At 64.1% G+C, this 22,585-nt stretch carries 17 protein-coding genes; 3 read left to right on the top strand and 14 right to left on the bottom strand.

What is annotated here, in order from left to right; translation table 11 throughout:
• Window positions 1-156: 156 nt before the first annotated feature.
• Window positions 157-2,433, bottom strand: a complete 2,277-nt coding sequence (locus GKZ68_RS07825) for a carboxy terminal-processing peptidase (RefSeq protein ID WP_254244205.1) — start codon at window positions 2,431-2,433, stop codon at window positions 157-159.
• Between the two features lie 105 nt (window positions 2,434-2,538).
• On the opposite strand from GKZ68_RS07825, the gene GKZ68_RS07820 reads away from it, so the two are divergent.
• Entirely contained in the window at window positions 2,539-3,513 is a 975-nt protein-coding gene (locus GKZ68_RS07820) for an ADP-ribosylglycohydrolase family protein (RefSeq protein WP_173112889.1), read from the top strand.
• 8 nt (window positions 3,514-3,521) lie between these two features.
• On the opposite strand, the gene GKZ68_RS07815 is transcribed toward GKZ68_RS07820, so the two are convergent.
• From GKZ68_RS07815 to GKZ68_RS07805, 3 genes are all read right to left on the bottom strand, one after another.
• Window positions 3,522-4,394: a DMT family transporter gene (locus GKZ68_RS07815; protein WP_173112886.1), complete on the bottom strand. Its 873-nt coding sequence runs from the start codon at window positions 4,392-4,394 to the stop codon at window positions 3,522-3,524.
• A gap of 47 nt (window positions 4,395-4,441) precedes the next feature.
• Window positions 4,442-5,863 (bottom strand): glycoside hydrolase family 125 protein, encoded by a 1,422-nt coding sequence (locus GKZ68_RS07810; protein WP_173112883.1) that lies wholly within the window; start codon window positions 5,861-5,863, stop codon window positions 4,442-4,444.
• Between the two features lie 116 nt (window positions 5,864-5,979).
• Complete coding sequence (locus GKZ68_RS07805; RefSeq protein WP_173112880.1) at window positions 5,980-7,929, bottom strand: beta-1,3-glucanase family protein; 1,950 nt, start codon at window positions 7,927-7,929, stop codon at window positions 5,980-5,982.
• A gap of 530 nt (window positions 7,930-8,459) precedes the next feature.
• On the opposite strand from GKZ68_RS07805, the gene GKZ68_RS07800 reads away from it, so the two are divergent.
• Window positions 8,460-9,602, top strand: coding sequence for an L-dopachrome tautomerase-related protein (locus GKZ68_RS07800; protein ID WP_173112877.1), 1,143 nt, complete (start codon window positions 8,460-8,462; stop codon window positions 9,600-9,602).
• A gap of 15 nt (window positions 9,603-9,617) precedes the next feature.
• On the opposite strand, the gene GKZ68_RS07795 is transcribed toward GKZ68_RS07800, so the two are convergent.
• Genes GKZ68_RS07795 through GKZ68_RS07780 form a run of 4 tightly spaced genes read right to left on the bottom strand, consistent with a single transcriptional unit; the run spans window position 9,618 to window position 14,154 of the window.
• On the bottom strand, window positions 9,618-10,730 hold the full coding sequence (locus GKZ68_RS07795) for a VWA domain-containing protein (RefSeq protein ID WP_173112874.1): 1,113 nt from the start codon (window positions 10,728-10,730) through the stop codon (window positions 9,618-9,620).
• Between the two features lie 3 nt (window positions 10,731-10,733).
• Complete coding sequence (locus tag GKZ68_RS07790) at window positions 10,734-11,093, bottom strand: Imm51 family immunity protein (protein ID WP_173112870.1); 360 nt, start codon at window positions 11,091-11,093, stop codon at window positions 10,734-10,736.
• Between the two features lie 45 nt (window positions 11,094-11,138).
• The gene (locus GKZ68_RS07785; protein ID WP_173112867.1) at window positions 11,139-11,819 is read right to left on the bottom strand and encodes a 2'-5' RNA ligase family protein; all 681 of its coding nucleotides are present in this window, start codon (window positions 11,817-11,819) and stop codon (window positions 11,139-11,141) included.
• A 28-nt stretch (window positions 11,820-11,847) separates the two neighbouring features.
• Window positions 11,848-14,154, bottom strand: coding sequence for a DUF5682 family protein (locus GKZ68_RS07780; RefSeq protein ID WP_173112864.1), 2,307 nt, complete (start codon window positions 14,152-14,154; stop codon window positions 11,848-11,850).
• 326 nt (window positions 14,155-14,480) lie between these two features.
• Between GKZ68_RS07780 and GKZ68_RS07775 the strand changes: the two genes are divergently transcribed.
• On the top strand, window positions 14,481-14,882 hold the full coding sequence (locus GKZ68_RS07775) for a hypothetical protein (RefSeq protein WP_173112861.1): 402 nt from the start codon (window positions 14,481-14,483) through the stop codon (window positions 14,880-14,882).
• Window positions 14,883-14,891: 9 nt separating this feature from the next.
• Here GKZ68_RS07775 and GKZ68_RS07770 read toward each other — a convergent pair whose 3' ends face one another.
• From GKZ68_RS07770 to GKZ68_RS07745, 6 genes are all read right to left on the bottom strand, one after another.
• Window positions 14,892-15,974 carry a hypothetical protein gene (locus GKZ68_RS07770; protein WP_173112859.1) on the bottom strand — a complete coding sequence of 361 codons (1,083 nt, stop codon included), beginning with the start codon at window positions 15,972-15,974 and terminating at the stop codon, window positions 14,892-14,894.
• 135 nt (window positions 15,975-16,109) lie between these two features.
• On the bottom strand, window positions 16,110-17,132 hold the full coding sequence (locus GKZ68_RS07765; RefSeq protein WP_254244204.1) for an AAA family ATPase: 1,023 nt from the start codon (window positions 17,130-17,132) through the stop codon (window positions 16,110-16,112).
• A gap of 115 nt (window positions 17,133-17,247) precedes the next feature.
• On the bottom strand, window positions 17,248-20,250 hold the full coding sequence (locus tag GKZ68_RS07760) for a DUF5691 domain-containing protein (protein WP_173112856.1): 3,003 nt from the start codon (window positions 20,248-20,250) through the stop codon (window positions 17,248-17,250).
• 57 nt (window positions 20,251-20,307) lie between these two features.
• Window positions 20,308-20,859, bottom strand: coding sequence for a hypothetical protein (locus GKZ68_RS07755; protein WP_173112853.1), 552 nt, complete (start codon window positions 20,857-20,859; stop codon window positions 20,308-20,310).
• Window positions 20,860-20,930: 71 nt separating this feature from the next.
• Complete coding sequence (locus GKZ68_RS07750; protein WP_173112850.1) at window positions 20,931-21,446, bottom strand: hypothetical protein; 516 nt, start codon at window positions 21,444-21,446, stop codon at window positions 20,931-20,933.
• A 24-nt stretch (window positions 21,447-21,470) separates the two neighbouring features.
• Window positions 21,471-22,568 carry a tryptophan 2,3-dioxygenase family protein gene (locus GKZ68_RS07745; protein WP_367949213.1) on the bottom strand — a complete coding sequence of 366 codons (1,098 nt, stop codon included), beginning with the start codon at window positions 22,566-22,568 and terminating at the stop codon, window positions 21,471-21,473.
• Window positions 22,569-22,585: the final 17 nt, after the last annotated feature.

The raw sequence follows: 22,585 nt of genomic DNA, 5'->3' as shown, positions 1-22,585 counted from the left end.
CGCGGATTTTGCTGGTTGGGCATATTTTATAGTTTAAGACGTAAAAAATCACGCAATAAAAAAGCTCCTGAATCAGTGATTCAGGAGCTTTTTATGAGAATATATATGCGAGCGGGCTAGTGGTGCCCGTGCCTGCGAAATCTGCTTAATCAGCGATTATTGCTCGTCTTTAATTACGGCCACGGCCTCACCCAAGGTAATGTCTTTGTTGAGACCGCGCGTGAAGCGCATGGAGCGGTTCACTTTCACCGAGTCGCCCCCCAAGGCGGTGCGGTCAGCGGCTAGCGGGGCGAGGGCTAGCGGGGTAGCCGTCTTCTGGATGGCCTCGTACTTGTCCGACTCTGCCTTGAGCTGGTGCTGGAAGGTGCGGTACTTGGTCAGGTTGAGCGATACTACCGTTTCGTCCTTGCGCTTGCGCAGGCTCTGCACGAGCTCGGTCATCTGCTGGAAGGCCGGGTTGGCGGCCACGCGGGCCTTGCTGTTGGCTTCGAGCTTGGCGTAGTTGGGCTGGTCGTCCCAGGGGCGGTAGCCAGCGGGCTTAATCTCGTCCCACTTCAGCGGGTAGTCCGATTCTTTTTCACCCTGGTCGAGGTACGAAAGCACGTCGGGCAGCACGATATCCGAAGCCACGCCCTTGAACTGCGTCGAACCGCCGGTGACGCGGTAAAATTTCTGCATCGTGAACTTGAGCGAGCCGAAAGGCTTGAGGCTAGCCAGCTCGGAAGGCAGCGTTTCGTCGAGGTCGATGATGCGCTGCACGGTGCCCTTGCCATAGGTGCTGGTCGAGCCCATAATGACGCCGCGCTTGTAGTCCTGAATGGCGGCGGCCAGAATCTCAGAAGCCGAGGCGCTGTACTTGTTCACCAGCACCACCAGCGGGCCGCTGTACTGCACACGCGGGTCCTTATCGTTGAGCACCTGGGTTACGCCCCGGCTATCGTGCACCTGCACCATCGGGCCGCTGGGCAGGAATAAACCGGCCATTTCGACGGCATCGTTAAGCGAGCCGCCGCCGTTGGTGCGCAGGTCGAATACCACGCCTTTCACGCCTTCGGCCGTGAGCTTGGCAAGCTCTTTCTTCACATCCTCGGCCGACGAGCGGCCGCCGTTGTCGTTGAAATCGGCGTAGAAGGCGGGCAGGCGCAGATAGCCGATTTTCACGCCGCTAGGGTCGTTGATGACGGCCGACTGCGCGTAGGTGTCTTCCACCACTACCACATCGCGGATGATAGGAATGACTTTGGTCGAGCCATCGGCTTTCTTCACCGTGAGGCGCACTTCCGACCCTTTTTTGCCCCGGATGAGCGTCACGGCCTTGTTGGTGTGCCAGCCCTCGATGCTCACCGGCTCGGCGGCGCCCTGCGCCACGCGCAGAATAGCGTCGCCCTTCTTCAACTCGCCCTCGCGGTACGAAGCTGAGCCGGGCACGATGTCTTCGATATAGATGAGGCCGTCTTTTTCGCGCAGCGTGGCCCCTATGCCTTCGAAGCGGCCCGTGAGCTGAATATCAAACTCCTGCTTATCGCGCGGGGCAAAATATTCGGTGTGCGGGTCGTAGGTGTTTGCAATGACGTTGGCGTAGTTGGCCAGCACCTCGTTGGTGTCGGGCTGGTCGGCAAACTGCTCGTCGTAGTACTTCAGCACGCGCTTGCGGGCTTCTACTTCCATTTGGGCGGGCGTGCGGTCGGGCTCGGCAGTGGCGGGCTCGTTAAAGGAGTGAGCCGGCGGTAGTTCGAGTCCATTCCGCGGTAGGGTTGCCGAGGCACTAGCGAGCGGCAGGCCGGCTTTTTTGGCGTGGCGCTTATCCTGCTCGTCCATCATCTCGACCACGCGGGTCAGCGTTTCGTACTTGAGCAGCTTGTGCCACTGCTCGCGCTGGTCGGCGGCAGTGGCCGGGAAGGCGGCCTTCTCGAAATCGGTTTGCAGGGTTTCGTCGTTGTCAAACGTAAAGGGCTTGGCCAGCAGCTCGTGGGTCAGCGCCTGCATCTGCTTGGTGCGCTCGCTCATGAGCTTGGTGCTCAGGTCGAGAAATTCGTGGGTGCCGCGCTTGGTTTCGTCATCGATATCGGTCTGATACTTCATCAGCTGCGCGATGTCGGCCTGCAGCAAGAATTTTTTACGAAAGTCTAAGCGCTTGATAGCCAAGTCAAACACCCGCTTGCTGAAGGCATCGTCGATGCGCTCGGGCTGGTAGTGCGCCTGCGACAAGCCCTGCACGATGGTGCCCACCAGCACCTGCTCTTTGCCGGGCGCGGCCTGCGGGCCACTATGCTCATAAAAGCGGTAAGAAGCCAGCCCAAATACGGCGGCCACCAGGCCAGCGTAGGAGCCAATTTTGAGGCGGGGGAGAACATTCAGGTAATAATTAGGAAGAAAGCCAAATGTAGGGTTTACGCGGCGGCTGGCCGCACACCCTATGCCTAAGTACGGCAAAAACATCGACGGGGCTGCGAATAGTGCCGGTTAATCCACTTCTTGCGCCCGATTTCCGGCCAACGCCCCCGGTTCGTCGGCACAATTCGCCTATCTGCCCCACCCATGACTACTACTGCCACCACCCGCGCCGCCCTGCTAGGCCTGGCCGTGGGCGACGCCCTAGGCGTGCCCGTTGAGTTTATCAGCCGCCACGTGCGCCAGCGCGACCCCGTGACCGGGCTGCGTGCCTACGGCACCCACCACCAGCCGGCTGGCACATGGTCTGATGATTCGTCGCTCACCTTTTGCCTAGCTGAGACCCTGGCCCGGCCCGGCGAGCTAGCTGCCGCGCCCGACCTGGCCGACTTCGGCCGCCGCGCCATCAACTGGCTGGACAACAGCTATTGGACCGCCCACAACCAGAGGTTTGACGTGGGCGGCGCTACCCGGGCCGCCATCCAAAGCCTCAAGGTGGGCGTGGCCCCTAGCCAAGCTGGCCCGCGCTCGGAGTTCGACAACGGCAACGGCGCGCTGATGCGGATTCTGCCGCTCGTTTTTCACCAAGCCTGGCAGGCTGAAAACCTGGATTTGAACGCCGCCTGGGCGCTCACCGAGGCCGTGGCCAGCGTTACGCACGGTCACCCGCGCTCCACCTTGGGGTGCTTTTTGTACCTGCTGGTGGCGCGCGGGTTGGTCGCCGGGCTAGCCCCGGCCGCTGCCTATGAACAGATGCAGACCCTAGCCAACGACTGGCTGCATAAGCAGGCGAAAGGCCCGGTTTTCTACGAATGGCCCAAGTACGGCGCCATACTAGATGGCAGCCTGCCCGCCCAGTCCGAACCCGACATAAAATCCTCCGGCTACGTGGTGCATACCCTGGAAGCCGCCCTCTGGTGCCTGCTGCGGCACGACACTTACGCCGCCACGGTGCTGGCCGCCGTAAACCTTGGCGACGACACCGACACCACCGGCGCAGTAGCCGGCGGCCTGGCCGGGCTAGCCTACGGCGAGGCGGGCATCCCGCCCGAGTGGCTGGCCGGGCTGGCCCGCCGCGCCGATATCGAAGACCTGGCCGGGCGCCTGGCGGCGGCCAGCTAGCCCCGGCGCTATTCGCCGCCCACGGCAGCCTGCGCCCGGCGCGCCGTGAGGGTAGCCCCGGCGCTGGCCGCCATCACCAGCAGCACGGCCAGCCACTGGCCGGGCGTGAGGCGCTCGCGCAGAAACAGCCAGCCACAGAGCGCCGCCGCAGCCGGTTCCAGGCTCATTAAGATGCTAAAGGTGCGGGTGGGTAAACGCTTGAGGGCCTGCATTTCTAAGGTAAAAGGCAAGGCACTGGCCAGCAGCGCCAGCGCCCCGCCCAGCGCCAGCAGGCGCGGCGTGAGGTGGGCCAGCTGCCCATCGGCCAGGCCAAACGGCAGCACGGCCAGCGAAGCAAAAAGAAGACCCACGGCCACGGCCTCGTTGCCGGGCAGCACCTCGGCCACGCGGCTGCCCAGCACAATGTATACCGCCCAGCAGCCACCCGCCGCCAGCGCAAATAGCATCCCCACCACGTCGATGCCGTGGCCGCCCCAGGGCGCAATGAGCGCGATGCCCGCCCCCGCCAGCACCGCCCACAGCACATCGAGCCAGCGGCGCGAGCCGGCCAGCGCCACCAGCAGCGGCCCCACAAACTCCAGCGTGACGCCCAGGCCCAGCGGCACCCTGGCCAGGGCGCAGTAAAACAAGAAGTTCATGGCGCCCAGCGCTAGGCCGTAGGGCACCACGGCCCGCCACTGCGCCGCCCGCAGCTGCCCTAGCCGGGGCCGCACCGCCACCAGCAGCAGCAGGGCTGAGAGGCCGATGCGCAGGCTGGCCGTGCCCGCCGCCCCCACCACCGGAAACAGCCCCTTGGCAATGGCCGCGCCACCCTGCACGCTGATAATGGCTAGTAAAACAGCCGGCACGGGCGGCAGCGAAAAACGGGAAGAATCGGGCATGGTGGCACAAAGCTAGGGCCGGCGCCGGCCTTCGGCAGAAGCTGAGGCTAGGCCAGCAGCGCCGGCCGCTCCTTATATACCTTCCACAAAAACTCCCCAAACAGCGTGTTGGCCCAGGCAAACCAGCTGCGGGTGAATTTCTTGGCGTCGTCTTTGTGAAACGACTCGTGCATGAAGCCCGTGCCGGCGTGGGTAGCTTTCAGGGTTTGCACGCAGGCCCGGATTTCGGCGTCGTCGGTGCTGGTGAGGCCGCGCATGGTGATGGCGATGGGCCAAATCATGTCGGCCCCCACGTGCGGCCCGCCGATGCCCTCGGCCGCGGTGCCCTTGTAAAAGAAGGGGTTGGCGGCCGAAAGCACCAGCTTGCGGGTGTTTTGGTAAATGGGGTCGTTGAGGGGCAGCGCCCCCAGGTAGGGCAGGGCTAGCAGGCTGGGCACGTTGGCATCGTCCAGGAAGAGGCGGCCACCGTAGCCATCCACTTCATAGGCATAGACCTGGCCAAACTCGGGGTGCGCCACGAGGGCGTGCTGGCGCAGGGCGGTGGCCACTTCGTCGGCAAAAGCCATGAGGTCGTTGTAACCCTGCGAATCGTGGTGGATGTCGTTGAGCATGAGCGCGGCCTGGCGCAGGCTAGCCACGGCGAAGAAATTGCTGGGCACCAGAAATTGCAGCACCGTGGCATCGTCGCTGGGCCGAAAGGCCGAGGCAATGAGCCCGCAGGGCCGCACCGGGTAGCCGTAGCCGGCCATTGCCTGGGTATCGGTGGCCTTGGCCGTTTCGCGCTGAAAGTGATAGGGGCCGGGCCCGGCCTTGCGCTGCTGCTCGCGAAAGGTCTTTACAATGAGGTCGATGGCCCGGCGCCACTGCGCGTCGAAGGGCTGCTGGTCGCCGGTGGTTTTCCAGTAGTGATACCCGAGCCGGATGGGGTAGCAAAGCGAGTCAATTTCCCACTTGCGCTCGTGCACGCCGGGCTGCATGGCGGTGAGGTCGGTTTTCCACTCGCCCACCTTGGTTTTGTCGCCATAAAATGCATTGGCGTAGGGGTCTTGCAAGATGCACTGCGTCTGGCGGTTAATCACGCCCGCAATGAGCTGGCGCAGGGCCGCGTCGTGCGGGGCCAGGGCCAGGTAGGGCCACACCTGGGCCGACGAGTCGCGCAGCCACATGGCGTCGATGTCGCCGGTGATGACGTAGGTATCGGGCCGCCCGCCGGCGGTGGTGTGCGTCACGGTGGTGTCGAGGGTATTGGGGAAGCAGTTGCCAAACAGCCAGCCCAGCTCGGGGTCTTGTACCTTCTGCTGAAACTCCGTGATGGCCGCCTCCACGGCCCGGCTGCGAAAGTGCCGCTGGCTAGCCGCCGGCCGCACCACCGGAAACGCCGGGGCGGCCAGGGCTTCCAAAGACGAAAAAGGCAGCAGGGGGCTAGCGGCCAGCAAGCCGGCGCCCCGCACAAACGAGCGGCGATTCATAGAGATTGGGTTAATAAAAGCTGGGCAAAGATGCGCCTAAACGGGGTCGAATGCACAAAAAAAGGCCGCCCGGATGCCGGGCAGCCTTTCGAAAAATGCTTTCGTACCACCCGATACTAGAGCTTGGTGAAGCGGCGACTCAGCGTTTGCTGGTCTTTGGTTGTGACTACGAGCAGGTACAGGCCGGCGGGCAGCGCGGCCACGTCGAGGCTGGCGCCCAGCGCGCCACTGCGCACGGCCTGGCCCACCGTATTTACCACGCGGTAGGTGCTGCCGGCCAGCTCGGGGGCGGTGGCTAGCAGCAACTGGTCGGCCACGGGGTTGGGGTAGAGGCTCAGCGGGTCGTCGTTTGGGGGGCCGACGGGGGCCGTTACCTGCGCAATGCGCGCGCCGCTCGGCTTGCTGATGCGAATCCAGTTGATGTTGTAGCCGGCCGTTTGGGCATACACGCCGAAGTTGTACGTGCCGGCGCTGATGGTAGCCGTTCGGGAAACGGTCGTCCAGTTCTGCCAGCCGCCGGTGCCCGGAATGGCCGTGTTGCCCAGTTGGATAGCGCCGGCGTTCAAGTCCGAAGACACGGTGCCGCCACTGGCCCCGCTGGCTACCCGGTACTCAATAGTGTAGGTGCCGGTGGTGGGAAAGTTAATAGTATTAAATACCAGGTAGTTGCCCGCCGCAATGTAGCCCATGTCCTGGCCACCGCCAGTGTCCGAGCAGGCTTCTACCTGCATCCCGCTTTTTACGCTGTAGTTTTCAGCTTCGAGCTGCAGGCTGAAACCCGTGCTGCTGGCCTGCCCCACAAAGCCGCCCCAGGTAGCCACCACTTTGGTGGGCTGCGGCGTTTGCAGCGTGCTCGACTGGTCGGCCACGTCGTCGTAGGCAAAGCCGTAGCTCAGGTTATTCACGCTGATGCCCGGCAGGTGCCAGAAGCGGGCGTAGTAGTTCATGGGCGCCGTCTGGTAGAAGCCCGCCACGTTGTAGAAATTCTGCTGCCCGGCGGCGGCGCTAGCCACACTGACTGCGTGGCGGTTGACCGCCGCCGTAAGTTGGGCCTGCACCACGAGGTCGCAGTCGCCGTCGCTGTTGCGGGTGGCCAGCACGCCCTTGCCCTCGAAGGCTTCCTGGGTAGTGGGCTCGCGGGTGATAATACCCGTGCGGCCGTTGTAGGCGCCCGACTGGCCCACCACCACCAGGCGGTTGTCGGCGCCCACGCGGCCCTTAAACACGCCCGCGTTGCCGGCGTTGAAAATCAGGTCTTCGTTCTTGTACTTCGCCCAGATGGCGTCGAGGTAGCTCTTGAAGTAGTTGCCATACGGGCCAGCCGTAGTGCCATTGGTACCATCCTGGAAAGCCGGCGTCTTGCTCGGGAAGGTAATGACACCGGTCGAGCTGTTCACCGTCCCCTGAAACTCGGTGGGCACGTTAGCCTTATAGGCACTCACGATGTCGGCGGCCGACTTCAATTCGCCGGTTTTCTTGTAGTAGCCGTTGCCGGTCAGCTCCAGGCCCATCGGGAAGTTGAAGGCATCGACGCGGGTGGTGTTGCCGAAGAAGCCGCCCGAGTTGTTGGTCAGCTCAATGGTTTCGTAAATAATACCCGTGTTGGGGTCGCTGCTGTTCTGCGGGTTGGGCGCGGTGTAGCCCGAGGGCGCGCCGCTAGCCCCGAAAAAGTAGAAATACAGCTGTTGCCCCCGCGAGATATACACCCGGCAGCCCGCAATAAAAGGCAGGGTAAACGTCTTGTTCGGAATGGCGCTGAGCTTGGTAAAGCAGGCCGCGTACTTCGAGTTGCCGCCGGGGCCGGTGTTGCCATTCACGGTGGGGCCAGTCACGGTGTTGTAGCTGGTGCTCATGGGTAGCACCTGGCTGTTGGCCGCGTTCACCCACACGTGGTTGTTGTTGGTATCGATGCCCACGATGGCCACGTAGAGGTCGGCATCGGCCGTGGTCGAGTTGTTGTTAATCGTGAATGGCAGACTGCTGTTGCCCTGGGCCTGGCTGCGCGGCGGTAGCAAAATGCTCCAGAGAAGTAGCCCCAGCAGGGCAAGGAGTGAGGGTTTTTTCATGGGAAAAGGAATTAGGTGGGAATAGCATTAAAAGTGGTGAGCCGCCGCCCGCCGCCAGGGGCGCAGCCGGCCCGGCCGCCAGTTCAACCCCGATGTTCGCAACAAGTCCTGGCCAGAGCCGCCGCCATTTGCCAGCCCCCGGCAAGGGGGCCAGGCGAACGGCAGCGCGCAAATGTAGGCGGCCCGCCAAGGCAAAAAAAGCCCATTAAGGTCCCTCAAGTTGCCGTTTTATAATGCGTTAGCGGTTAAGTCGCACGGCAGCGGCAGTTACGCCACCACCCGCGGGCTGGTGGCGGGCTGCCCGCCGGGCTCAGGGGCTGGTGCGGGGCCGCCAGCCCTGGCCAAATGTTGCGCTTAAAAAACAAGGCGGCTGCCGCCAGTTTTTTTGTTTTTTGTAAAAAAGGCAGAAGTAACCAGGCCGTTACCGGGCTGCCACGCTGCTAGCCAGGGCTGGCTGCTACCGGCTAGCCTGGCAACCCACCGCCAAGGGTGATGCGTAAGGCAGGAGTATCCTTTTCCATCTCCTACTCATGCACCTCTCTCGCTTTGGGCTGCCCGCCGGGCTGGCGCTGCTGGCGGCCTGCACCGGCGGCACCGGCACCGAAAAATCGACCAGCGTAGCCACCCCGCCGCCCGTGCCCACCTCCGAAAGCGCCAAACAACTCGTGTCGGTGGCCACCGCCGATACCATCTGGAACGGCGTGGCCGTGAGCGACAACGACCGGATATTCGTGCTGTTTCCGCACAACGAGGGCAACCCCGGCACCCGCATCGGCGAGCTGAAAAACGGCAAGGTGACGCCTTGGCCCACCCGCGCCTGGAACGCCTGGAAAAAGGAGGGCGACCCGGCCAAGCAGGCGTTTGTGCGTGCCAACTCGCTGCGCTTCGGCCCCGATGGCCTGCTGTGGATAGTAGACACCGGCACGCCCAAAAGCGACGCGCCGCCCATCACCGACGGCCCTAAGCTGCTGGCCTTCGATATTGCCAAAAATCAACTGGTCAAGACCATCGCGCTCGATAACTACGTGAAGCGCAAGAGCTTCGCGGATGACCTGCGCTTTCACGGCGACATGATTTACGTGACCGATGCCGGCGCGCCGGGCCTCATCATCCTCAACCAGAAAACCGGCCAGGGCCGCCGCCTGCTCGACGACGACAGCACCACTACCGCCCGCCGCCCCATGCTGGGCGAGGGCAAGAAAATGGTGAAGCCCGACGGCAGCGACGTGAAGCTGCACGCCGACCAGATGGAAGTATCGCCCGACGGGAAATACTACTATTTCCAAACCGCCGCCGGCCCCATGTACCGCGTCGAAACCAAGTACCTGGATGACCCCAAAACCAGCTCCGCCGACCTGGCCAAGCAGGTAAAATACTTTTTCAACTCGCCCACCTGCGGCGGCACTGCCATCGACGCGGCCGGCAACTTGTACGTGGCCGACGCCAATGAGAAGCGCATCCTGAAAGTGACGCCCGCCGCCAAAAGCAGCGTGCTGGTGCAGGACCCGCGCCTCATCTGGGCCGATGCGCTTTGGATAGACCACGCCGGCAACCTCTGGATTCCGGTGCCGCAGATGAACCGCACCGCCGGCTTTCAGAAAGGCGTCGAAACGGTAGCTTTCCCGGTGCACTTGTTCAAAATGCCCATCGGTGCCCAGCCGCTACGCGATTAGAAAATAAGCAATTGGCTAGCTGCCAGCGTCCAGCTTGCGTCCCTGAATGGCGTTAGCCATTAGCTCCGGAAACCGCGCCGGCGTGCAGGCAAAGCTCGGGATGCCCAGCGCTGCCAGCTGCTCGGCCAGGCGGCGGTCGAAGCTAGGGGCGCCTTCGTCGGAGAGGGCTAGCAGCACCACCAGGGTCACGCCGCTGGCCTTGAGCGCGGCGGCGCGCTTGAGTAGCTCGCGCTCGTTGCCGCCCTCGTAGAGGTCGGTTACGAGCACCAGCATAGTATCGGTGGGCCGGGTAATAAGCTGTTGACAATAGCTAAGAGCCAGGTTGATATCGGTGCCACCGCCGAGCTGCACCCCAAAAAGCAACTCCACCGGGTCGCGCAGTTCTTCGGTAAGGTTTACCACGGCGGTGTCAAAGACGACCATGTGCGTTTTTACGGCCCGCAGCGAGGCCAGCACCGCCCCACACACGCCCGCATACACCACCGAGGCGGCCATCGAGCCGCTTTGGTCGAGGCAAAGCACGATTTCCTTGAGCGCCTGCCCGCGCCGCCCGTGGCCTACCAGCCGCTCCGGAATAATGGTGCGGTGGCTAGCCTGGTAGTGCTTGAGGTTGGCCCGGATGGTGGCGCCCCAGTTGATTTCGTGGTAGCGGGGGCGGGGGTTGCGCACGGCGCGGCTTAGAGCGCCTTGCACGGCTTGGCGCAGTGGCTGGGCTAGCTTCTGCTCCAGCTCGCGCACCACTTTGGTCACTACCTCGCGGGCGGTGGCTTTGGCCTTGGCGGGCATCACGCGGCCGAGCGAAAGCAGCGTGGCCACGAGGTGCACATCGGCCTGCACGGTGCGCAGGATTTCGGGCTCCAGCAGCAGCTGGTTGAGACCCAGGCGGTCCATCGCGTCCTGCTGCATCACGGCCACCACCTCGGCCGGAAAGTACTGGCGGATGTCGCCCAGCCAGCGGCTCACGCGCGGGGCCGAAGCGCCGAGGCCGCCCCGACGCTCACCGTCGTAGAGGGCCGTGAGTACTTGGTCGAGTGCGCCGTAGTCGGCGGGCATTGCCACCGAGTTGTCGGCATCGGCAGCGGCGCCGAGCACGAGCTTCCAGCGGGCGGCGGTAGGGCTCTCGGGCATAACTCAGGCAAAAAAATCGCCGGGGTCGGTCTGGCTAAGGTACTTTTTAAGCTTGCCCAAATCGCCGAAATACGGCAGTACCCATTCCATAAACTGGCGCACCGCGTCGGGACCGTCGGCGTAGGCCACGAAGGTGCTGTGGTCTTCCTCAAACTCCAGGTGGTCGAGCAAGCCGGGCTGAAATTCCTCGATAATAGTTTCGATGTGCTCGCGCCAGCTAAGGCCGTCGCCGCCGTAGCCGTAGTCCTCGAAGAGCTTGAAATAATCGTCGAGCCCACTCACATCGGCCAGGATGACGAACTGGCGGGCTGGGTCGGCGGGCGCCTTGGCGGCCGCTACTTTGAAGGGGTAAGTCGAGGACATGCGGCAAGGTAGCCTAGCGGCGCGGCAGTGTCGGGCTAGCCGGCTTTACAGCGCATACTTCGCGAGCAAAACGGTATTGGGCGCCCGCTGGTACCAGTCGTTGTACACCAGCTCGACAGTATTTACTTCGAAAGTGCCAACGAAGTGCTGTTCATACTTCCTAAGAACAGCCAACAAAAGTGCCGGATTGGCAAGCGGTTTCCGAAAGCGAATAACCGTGGAGTGCGCCGTTTGCAGGCGGTAGCGCTGGTCGATAGACTGCTGAAGGCCCGAGCTTTGGAAAATTCTTCGCGTGGTATTGCGCAGGCTAGCTAGGCCGTCATCTTGCGGAAAGCCCTGCACCATAATGCTACCCGGCGAGGCCGTGAGGCCCGCGTAGGTGATAGGGAAGGCGCGGCAGTCTTGCAGGCTAGTCTGCACCGTCGCCCGGTAAGCATCGGGGTCGATAGCGCGAAGCGTAAAGCCTGAATAGCAAGAGATTATTGACAAGATAGTGAGGTGAATGTCGCTAGCCGGGTAGTAATACTGCGCCGGGTCAATACGCCGAAAATCGGCCAGCATAGCCTCCATAACAGTCGTGATAGCGGCGGGCGGGCGCGCCAGCAGGGTAATGCCCCGGCGGTCGTCGTGTAGTGAGTCGATAAGTGGGTCAAGGTCGGCCGCGCCATGCGCCAGCTGGCGCACGGCAGCTTCCCGCATGGACGTGTAGTGTTCGGCTAAAGTCATGGAAATATGGCTTATCAACGCGCTTCCGCTAGGCCGGCACCGGCGTGCCGAGCAGCGTGCGCAGCACCGGCAGCACCCGTGCCCCGCGCTCCCAGTCAAAATCCAGTTCTTCGACTGCGGCGGTAGGTGCCGCCGGCCCGGCCGCCGCCAGGTCCATAAGCTGCCGGCGCTCGGGCGGCGAGAACTCCGAAAATGCCCGGCGCAGCAGCGGCACCGTTTCGCGAAACGTGGCTTCGGCAAGGCTCCCCAGCCAAGTATTGAGCAGGTCGAACAAGGGCCGGTGGTGAATGAGCACCAGCCCCAAGCCGCGCAAAAACCCTTCAATCCAGGCCGTGGCGTAGGCCGTGGGCTGGGCGGGGGCCAGCGCCAGGCCCAGCACGGCAGCCGTGGCCTCGGTGTCGGCCTGCTGCGCGTCGAAGAGCAGGCGGGCGGCGGCCCCGGCCAGCAGGCCGTTGCTAGCCGCGCTGCGCTGCACGGCGCCCAGCGCGGCGTACCAGTCGGCTTCGTGGGCAGCCTCTTGCAGCAGCCGAATGGCGGCGTGGCTAGCCTCGATTTTCTCCAGCAGGGGCCGGGCCGCGTCGAGGTCGAGGCCCGCGCAGGCGGCGGGCAGGCCGATGGCCAGGCGCGGCACCAGCTGCTGCACCACCTGGGCCACCTGGGCAGTGTCGGTGCGGCGCACGTTGCCGTAGCGCAGCACCTGGGCCAGCGGGGGCAGGGCGGCCAGCAGGTGCGTTACGTCGCGGGTGTCGGCGGCCAGGGTTTCGAGGCGAACTACCAGCGCCGCGATGGCCGGGCTGAGGTCGGCGCGCAGGACTTCTTCGAGCAGGCTGCCCACGGCTTCCAGCGTGGTGGTTTCGGCGGCGCGGGCCGTGGCGCGGGCGGCCGCGGCGGCCAGCACGGTGTTGCCCCAGCGGCCGGCGTCGAGCACGGCCAGGGCCATATCGGGCGGCCAGGCCAGTTCCCATTCCTCGTGAAACGTGCCGGCCTTGCCGCCCGCCACGCGCTGCGGCTGGCCCCACTTTATATCGAGTAGGCGCAGGCGGTGCAGCAGGTGGCTGCGCAACAGATGCGTTGCCTGGCGCAGGTCGAGGGCCAGCGGCTGGCGGTCGGGCACGGGCTTGAGGCGCAAGGTTTTCTGCTGCTGGGCCAGGTCTTGCTGCAAGGGCGTGGCGGGCTGGCCGGGCGGCACCGCCCCCAGCTTTTTGCCGATTACCAGTTCCTGTTCGACCACCGCCAGTCCCTCGGCGTAGCCGCCGCCCAGCAGGGCCACGGCGGCTTCCTGCAATTCGGTAATGCCCGGCAGGGCTAGCCCGCGCACGGCGGCCAGCGTATTAGCCAGCCGCACGGCCTCGATGGCGTGGGCCGAGGAAGCATCCAAATCTTGGTCGCGCAGCAGGCGGGCGGCGCGCACCATCCACTGCGTCACCACGGTAGCGCGCGGCTGGGTGAACAGCAGCTCGTACCAGGCCGGCGACAGCACGCCCGCCCCGTAGCCCGCGCTGAGCGACAGCCGCTCATACGTCCAGGGTATCCAGGTGGCGGCGATGGGCATCTTTTTCAAGCCTTTGAGTAGCGCCTTATCTTCTTTTTTCTGGAAATTGGGGTCGATAAGCACCGGCGCGTGCCAGGCGCCGCATACCACGGCCACGCGCGGATAGCCCTGGGCCAGGGTAGCGCGCAGGGTTTCGCGCATATAGGCTTCGCGCAGCAGCGTTTCGGCGGTTTCGGGCCGGGCCGATTCTTCGCGCAGAGCCGTCATCAATTCCAGTACCAGGGCAAAGGTGTCGGCGTGGCCGGGCGCGTGCTCCAGGTGCGTTTCCCACCACTGCTCGGGGTCGGTGTAGCCGGCTAGCCCGGCCAGGTAGGCCACGGGGTCTTGGGTTAAGGAAGAATTGGGAATGAGGAATTGGGCACTGGTAGGAGGTTCTGCCGGTGCCTCGGGGTCAGCGCTTTCTGAGGAATTGGCCAGCTCACTGGCTTTTACTTCCTCCCTCTTATTTCCCAATTCCGCATTCGCAAACCGCAGCCCGAGCGGCAAATCGAAGCAGCGCACGTGAGCGCTCGCGCGCTGGCACCAGCGCACCGCCTGCCATTCGGGCGAAAACTCGGCAAACGGCAGAAACGACGCCTGGCCCTGCTGCCTGGGGTTATATAAAAGCAGCGCTACCGGTGGCACCAGCTCGGGGTCGGCGAGGGTGGCCAGCGCGGCCTCACCATCGGCCGGGCATTCGAGCAGCACGATGTCGGGCCGAAAGGCATCGAGCGCGGCCCCCAGGCTGGCGGCGCTGCCGGGGCCGTGGTGTCGAATGCCGAAAAGGCGCAGGTCGGAGGGCATATGAAAAAAGATAATTGGCCAGGGACTTGCGGGCTAAGCAACTTCTGTCGCCAGGGGGCGGTCATGGGCAAGCAGCAAGGTAGAGAAAATCGCCCGCAAGTTTGCACCGGGCGCTACCGGCGTGCCATCGGTTTTGTACTGTATCCGGAATAAGTAGTAGTGGCGGGTAAGGGCAAAGGTGGTGGTGTCAAAATAGGACAAAAAAGCAATAAAGTACCAAAAAGAACACGTATTTGGGACGGATTCATCCAAACCGCCCGTTTTTCAGACTTCGTAGGTTCAGGTATCCTGCCGCTCTCTTTTCTGCAATTCCTCAGCCGTTGCCTATGAACTCGGACCTCTTCTCCTCCACGTTTTTAGAAGTCACTTACCGCCCCGACCTGGGCCTGCTGATGGGCCGCTGGCTGCGCTCCGTCACCGAAACGGAGCTGCGCCTCGGCTACAATGCCCTGCACCGGGCGGCGCTGCACCACGGCTGCGGCCACTGGCTCATCGACTCGCGCCGCCGCGTGTGCCGCTGCCCCAACAGCGCCGAATGGGTAACTACCCAATACCTGCCCCAGGTGCAGCAGGCGCTGGGCGAGCCGCTGCGCGTGGGCGTGCTGGTGCTGCCCGACTACCTAGCCAGCCTGCCCCAGGCCTATAGCAACTGCTCGGCCACCAGCCCCGTGCAGTTTGCCCGCTTCGTGGATGAGGGCGCGGCCAATGTGTGGCTCGGGGTGCTGTAGGCGTAGGACTTACGGAGTCAGCAGCTCGAAGGAATGGCCGTTCCAGATGCCTGCCCCATCGTTCTGGGTTAGCAGAACCAGCTTGCCTTCGCCGAGCGCCAGCATGGCTAGCACGTTCATGGGCGACCCTATGGCATCGGGCTGGCCGCTGCGCCAGTGCAACCGGGGCTCGAACACCTTGTGCCAGCTGGTTAGCTTGGTAAGGTCTTGGCCATAAGGCGCTTGGTAGACGCCCAGCTGCGAATAAAAATAAAGCTGGTTGGCGGCTGCGTCGTAGGTAGCGGGGCCAATGTAAGGTTGCTCTGTAAAGTGGGGCTGCCTGGTCCGGGCCGTGTCGCGGTCGGCCCAGGTATCGTAGAGCAGGCGGGCCCCGGCGGGCGTAAATTCAGCCAGCGTCCCGGAATTGGTGAAGTGCTGCAGCCCCGCCGAAACGCCCACGCCGTTGGGAAGCTGAAAGAACGACTTCACCGGACTTAGCTCTATGTTGAACTTGTTGAATTGCAAGTCGCTGAATTTGTGCTTATTGGTGTCAAAAGCAAAGATATTGCCGCCCCATTCCCCGTACCCGAAGCCTAGCCACAGCCGGTCCTCGCTATCCATAAAGCAGGCGGCGGGCTGGCCGAAAGCGGTGAGCTGCCGCAGCTGGTGGTTGGGCCATGAAGTTGGGAGGTAGGTTTTGCCGGTGCCCACCTCAAGCACGCCCTCGGTGGTGACGGCAAACACGCGGTGCTGGCGGTTGGCAGCGATGCCAAAGGCGGTGGCCGGCATTTTACCGACGGTTTCCCACCTCGATTTAGCCACGTTCCAGCGTGCCAGCCGACTGCCAATCTGGGCAAGTACATTGTCACCATCGGTGGCGAGGTGCTGGGCCGTAACTGCCGCCACCGAGGGAAGCGGCTGCGGAGTGCCCTGCGCATCGTAGACCTCAATTTTGCCGGCTGCTGTCAGCAGCCAGATGGTATGATTGACGACGAGCACCTCCCGGTAGTTTCTCGGCGGCAAAGAGGCTGGCCTGCACCCTAGCAGCGCGGCAACAACTAAAAAAAAGGTGAGCAGATGGCCAGGCGCCAGGCAGCGTAGACGGGAATTCATAGGAAAGCGCGGGAAGAATGAGTACACAGAGGGCCATGCCCGTATTCCTGATGCCGGCCCGGGCTCAATTGCACACCTGCTACTCCACCACTTCCCGGCACGCCCGGTACAAATCCTGCCAGCCGTCGCGCTCCTTCACCACGGTTTCGAGGTATTCGAGCCACACCACGCGGTCGGGGCGGGGTCTTTGATGACGGCGCCGGTGAGGCCGGCGGCCAGGTCGGCGGCGCGCAGGGTGCCGTCGCCGAAGTAAGCGGCCAGGGCCTGGCCGGCGTTCATTACCGAGATGGCCTCGCCGGTGCTGAGCGTGCCGCTTGGGCTCTTGAGCTTGGTTTTGCCGTTGTCGGTGCGGCCCTGGCGCAGCTCCCGAAACACCGTGACGAGGCGCTGAATCTGGGCCAGGGCCGGGGCCTCGGCGGGCAGCTGCAAGGTGCGGCCTTGCTTCTCAACGCGGGTTTGCACGATGCGCACTTCCTCGTCGAGGCTAGCGGGCAGGGGCAGCACCACAGCATTGAAGCGGCGGCGCAGGGCGCTGCTCAGTTCGTTCACGCCCCGGTCGCGGTCGTTGGCGGTGGCGATGATGTTGAAGCCCTGGGTGGCCTGAATCTCGGTACTCAGCTCGGGTATCGGTAGCACTTTTTCGGAGAGCATAGTGAGCAGCGTGTCCTGCACGTCGGACGGGATGCGGGTCAGTTCCTCGATTCGCACGAGCTGGCCGTCCTGCATGCCGCGGTAGAGCGGGCTGGGTACCAGCGCCGCCAGTGAGGGCCCCTCGGCCAGCAGGCGGGCGTAGTTCCAGGAGTAGCGCAGGCTGTCTTCGGCGGTGCCGGCGGTGCCCTGCACCAGCAGGTTGGTGTGCCCGCTGATGGCGGCGGCCAGGTGCTCGCTCACCCAGCTTTTGGCGGTGCCGGGCACGCCCAGCAGCAGCAGGGCGCGGTCGGTGGCTAGCGTGGCCACCGCTATTTCCATGAGTCGCCGCTGGCCGATGTATTTGGGTTCAACCTCGAAGCCGTTATCCAGCTTCCCCCCTAGCACATACGTCACCACCGCCCAGGGCGACAGCTGCCAGCCCGGCGGCTTGGGGCGGTCGTCGGCGGCGCGCAGGGCGGCCAGCTCTTCGGCGTACAGGTCTTCGACGTGGGGGCGGAGGGCGGTCATTTCTTAAGTGAGTGCTAATGGTAGTCAACAGTGAGCAAGGCAAAAAAGCACGTCATGCTGACCACAGGGAAGCATGACGTGCTTCTGGGGTTAGGTAGTAAGTTAGGTCATCTAATTAAGAGTTAGGTCCTTCCAGCAAGCTAGCGGTCAAGCGAGGACGCAGCTCCAGCAGCTCCAGCACCTGCGCCACTTCTTCGGCAAAGCGGGGCTGCACCTCGGAGAGCTCGCCCAGGCCGGTGGGGAGGTGGGCCAGCAGGCCGGGCTCGTCACTAGACCCTAGCGCAAACAGCAGGCTGCGCACGGCCTGGTCGAGGTCGGTTTGCTCGGGTGCCCACGACGCCGGCTGGCGCAGGGCCGCCCGCAGCAGCGGCAGCGCCCGCTGCCACAGCGCCGCCGACCAGGGCTGCGCGGCCAGCGGCAGCCAGTGGGCCCAGCCATTGCCAGGCGGCAGTGCGGCGGCCGAGGCCGGGAGCGCGGCCAGCAGCCAGGTTTCTTTTTGACCGGGCGCCAGCACCCACGAGGCTTCGACCAGCAGGCGCGACTTGGGCGGCAGGCTGGGCTGGCTAGCCTCGTGCAGCAGCAGGGCCAGTGCAAACTCGGCATCGTGGTGCAGGCGGGCGGCCCGCAGCCAGGCCGGCAGTAGTACCGCCGCCCACTCGGAGGCGGCCGCCAGGGCCACGGCCTGGGTGGCGCTCACGCCCCAGGCCGTGGCCCAAAAGCTGGGCGGCAGCAGGGCTAGCAGCTGGCCGAGCTGCGCGGCTTTTTCGCCCCCGGCGTAGTCCGTATTTTTCTGCTCGATGCCGTCGCGCTGCCACTCGGCCGACCAGGTGGGCAGGGTGATGGCCAGCGTATCGCGGCCCAGCAGCTTGGTTTTATGTTTGATGAGCGGCGCCGCGCGGCCCCACAGGCGCGGCAGCAGCGGATTTTCGGCGGTGCGGGCTAGCCAGCGGGCGGCCGTTTGGCGCACCTCTTTAGCCCGGCTGATGAGCACCGGCTCCAGCACCGGCCCAAACTCGGTGGGCAGTGGGGCGGCTAGCGGCAATGCGTCGAGTGCGCCCAGCAGGGCTACTTGCGTGGCGGCGGGTTCTTGCGGCAGGGTTTCGGCCAGTAGCCGGGCCGCGTGGCCCGGGTCAGCAAGTAGTTGCTGCTCGAGGTAAAGCCGGCGGCGCGGCGGGGGGCCGGTGAGCCAGTCGGCCTCGGTGGGCACGTGCTGGGTGGCGGCAACTAGGATGAAGTGCCAAGCGGAGTTTTGGGCGGCTAGCCAGCGGCCCCGCTCACCCAGCGCTTCCTCCACGAATGGTGCGGCCCAGGGTTGCTCCTGCACCCAGCCCAGTACCTTGGCAAGCAGCGCGGGGGGCACTACCCGCTGGTGCTGGCCCATATTCTGCAAATAGTCGCTGAGGAGCGGGCGATAATGCGGGCGGCTCAGCAGCTGGCGCAGCAGCGCGTGGCCCGCTGGCCCCACCAGCGGCCGGGTTTCGGGTGGGGCCGGCGCTGGCAGGGGGCTAGCCACCAACTGGAAGCCAGCTTTGCGCAGCAATGCCAGCGTGCCGGCACTCAGCAAAAGCTGCTGCTCGCGGCTGTCGGCCGCCGGAAAGTCGCCCAAATCCAGGCTGGGCAGGGCCTCGGTGCTTTGCCGAGTGCCTAACAACGCCACGCGCAGCAGCGTAGGCCAGGGATTGGCCGGAGGTGGGGCGGGCGCTGTTGGCGCACTGGGGCTGGCGGCGGGCACTGGCAGCACCCCGGCTGGTTTCGCCCACCAATAGCTGAGCACGCGAAACGCCTGGCCGTCCCACTCGCCAAACAAGGCCAGGGGCTGCCCACCGCTCAGGGCCAGCAGGTGCCAGCCGCGTAGCCCGTCGGGTAGCGTCAGGGGCAGGGCCGCACCCGTCGCAGGGTCGTGCAGCTGCCAGGTGCCCGCCGCGCTCCGGCCCACTGTGGCCCATACGCTGGCCGGTAGTTCACGCAGCCACGGCTGGCGGGCCAGGCTGGCGGCATAGGCGTCGAGCAGGCTAGCCAGAGTGCGGGGCGCGGGCCAGCCGCCTGCCGCATCGGACCGGCGCGCGAGGCTGGCGCTGGCTACCGCCCGCAGCCGCAGCAAACCCGGATAAAACACCAATTCGCCCGCGTACCTCGCTTGCGGCACGAGCATCGTGGCAAACGCCCGGCTGCCAAACGCAAATTCCAGCAGCAGCGCTAAGCGACCCGAGTGTTGGCCATGCAGCCAGCTGCGGCGGCCGGTGAGGCGCTCTTCGGGCCAGGTATGCTGGCCCAGCACCAGCCAGGTATCCGCAATGGCGAGGGCGGCCGGGTCAGCCAGCAGCACTTCTTTTTTGAGCGTGAGGCCGACGTGCTGAGCCACGTCCTGCCGGGCGGCGGGCGCCAGGTTTTCGCGGTTCAGAAAGGTGCGCAGCAGCAGGTAGATTTCGCCGAGGCGGGCTAGCAGGCGGGCGGCCCAGGCCGGGCCGGCGGTGGGGTAGTCGGCCAGCTCGCGCAAGGCGGCGGCCAGGCCGGGCAGCTGGTTGTCAACGAGGCGGGCGGCCTGGTTTTCCCACAGGCTGCGAGGCTTGCCGGCGAGGTCGGCCAGGCCGGCGCGCAGCAGGTCGAGCAGCCAGGTTTCGAGGTCTTCGGCGCCGGTCTGCATGCGGGCCTGGCGCTGTGCTTCGCGCTTTTGCTGGGTGGCGCTGGATAGGGCGGCGGGTGCGGGAGCGGCGGCCGGCGGGCTAGCTTCGGTGGCGCCGGTAGCTGGCTTTTTGGCGGGTTTAGCCGCCGCTTGTGCTGCGCTTTTGCTTTGGCGACGGGCCAGCCACTCGGCCAGCCAGGCGGGCGGCACGCCGGGTGCCAGCAGCGCCGGCTGCCGGGCCAGTAGCAGCAACAACCCGGCCCCGTGCTTGCACGGAAACACCTGGCTCGGGCACGAGCACTTAAACGCCGGCTCCGTGAGGTCGATACCCGTGAGGTAGGGGCGGCTGCCGCTGCCGGCGCACTCGCCCCAGGCGGCCGTATTGGTACGGCCCAGGCCGGCCCAGTTGGCCGGGCTAGCCAGCTCCTGGCCGCGCTTCAGCGTGCCGGGGTCGGTGACGAGGGCCGTGGCCTGGTCTTCGGAAAAGGGTATCATGGGCGGCAACCGGGGGGCGTACTTGGCAGCCCAAGTTAGGGCCGGCGCCCGGCTGGCCTAGCGCCGCCGCCGCCAAAAAACCAGCCCCGCGCAGGCTAGCGCCAGGGCCACCACCAAGCCATCGCGCACGGTGCGGCCCTGCTGGGCTTCGTGCAGGTCGGCTTCCAGCGTGCGCTGCTTGTCGGTGGCCTGGCGCAGGCGCTCTTGCAGGTTCTGCTGCTCGTCCTGCAACTCGCTGAGGCGCTGGGCGGTGAGGTTGCGGTCGTCGCGGCCGGTGTTTTGCAGCGTCGTGGTCGTGGTTTGAAGCTGGGCAGCGGTGGTCTGGGCCTGCGCGGCCGTTTCATTGAGCGCGGCCACTATCTGCTCGTCCTTGTTCACGATGCCTTGCAGGGCATCTACCACGTCCTGCAAGTCCTTTTTAGAAGGCTTGTTGCTGAGACCCAGCAGGCCGTGGCGCTGCGCGTTAGCCTCGGCATACTGGCGGGTGAGCACCTTGCGCTCGGCCAGCAGCCGGGGCAGCGGTGAGTCGGGCGTAACGACTTGGGCGAAGGAGGTGGCGGGGGCTAGCAGGACTAGCAGGACGAGAGACGTCAGACGAGTAGTAAGCACTAATTGAGGAGGAATAATAGTAAATCAGTTTAAATAATATAATTTACAAATTATTTTTATTTATAAAATAGTTATTCAGCCAATAAAACTCGAGTTTTAATATAACGGATATGCCATTCGTTTAACCAAAAGGTTGTGCGCCAAAACAATAACATTGCCACCGCATTGATAGATAATAGTAGTGTGTCAGATGAGCCATTAATCTTGAAATTAAATTCTCCGAAAGCAAACTCAGCCCGAAGAATTAGGTCATTGGTTAAGTCGGCGCTGATAGCCAAAAATGGTCCAGCAAAATATCGGAATGAATAGCCTCCGGCAGCGAATCCTAAAAATTGAGTCATCAAACTAATTCTACTTAATTGCAAGCCCCGATAGGGGTGCTTTAGCGTAAGATAGCCACAGTAGATAGTGAAGCCAGTCAAGGCTAAGAAACCTACGTATAGTAGTAATGCCAGCCCTAATAAACTTGTAGTCTGAGCCAATAAAAACACAACAAAACCAGTTGTGAGAATGCCTGATGCTATTTCATAGTAGGCAAAATACCTAATTTGAGTTTGTAATTGGTTTTCTGATAAATGTAGTCTCATGGGCTTCAAGTGCGAAGTGATTAATTAAGCCGTGATAATTTCCTCCAGCACCTTTTCCACCCATCCCTTGCCCCATTCCTCCAATTCCTGGGCGCTCCACAGCTGCGGGTAGAAGATGCGGCGCTGAAACTTGGGCGGCAGGTAGTTCCGCCAGTTGGTGCCGCCGGTGGCGGGCACGTCGGTGGGGTCGCGCTGGAGGTAGCGCACGGCCGACTTGTAGTGCATCAGCGGCCAGTTTACGTTCACGTTCACATCGAGCTGCTTGAGGGCGCGCACCAGGCGCGGGTGGCGGCGGTCGGCCTCGGGCAGGCGCTGCACCACGGCCCAGGCGTTGCGGTGCTCGAAGTGCCGGGCGTGGGCCACGAGCTGGCCGGTGTACTTGCGCTCAAACTCGACCAGGGTCAGGGCCTTGGCGCCGGTTTCCTCCACGGTGGCGCCGGCCTGCCAGTAGATGCAACCCATAAACTCCTCGTGGGTGGGCGCGTCGCCGAGCAGGCGGCGCTTCTCGGCGGGCACCAGGTTTTCGAGGGCCGTGCTGGCAATTTCAATAAAGCGGTACTGCACGCTCTGGAAGCCCGAGGCGGGCATCAAACTCATTCGAAACTGCAGAAACTGCTGCTTGTCCATGCCATCCACCATCACGTCGAACGAGTCGATGAGGTTCTCGAAGTAGCGGTTTACGCGGCCCAGGCGCAGCACCACTTCACCCAGTGTGGGCTCGGCCAGGGCACCCAGCTGCTCGTACTCGTGCAGGCAGAGCTTGAAATACAGCTCCGTAATCTGGTGGTAGATGATGAAGATTTTCTCGTCGGGAAACTTGGTGAGCGGGCGCTGCAGGCTCAGCAGCGTATCGAGCTCGATGTAGTCCCAATAATTCACGTAGTCAGCGTGATACAGGCCTTCCAGGTAAGCGGCCAGGTCCTGGCCATCGGGAGCGTACCGGGCCTGCAGGCGGCGCAGCTGGGCCAGCACAGCCGGCGAAAACTCGGCTTCGGGCGAGGCAGGGGAGGGAGGCGAAGGAGCCATCGGCGGGGGAGTGGTGAGCGGCGCAAATATCGGCAGGGCGGGCTGGGCACCGGCCGATGGGCTGGCGCCCGCTACTTTTGGGGCGTTGAGAGGCATGAAGTATAACCGGAATA

The sequence above is a fragment of the Hymenobacter sp. BRD128 genome, assembly GCF_013256625.1.
Classification (GTDB): Bacteria; Bacteroidota; Bacteroidia; order Cytophagales; family Hymenobacteraceae; genus Hymenobacter.
Note: the sequence above shows the minus strand (reverse complement) of the source record. Positions and strands in the feature narration are given on the sequence as shown.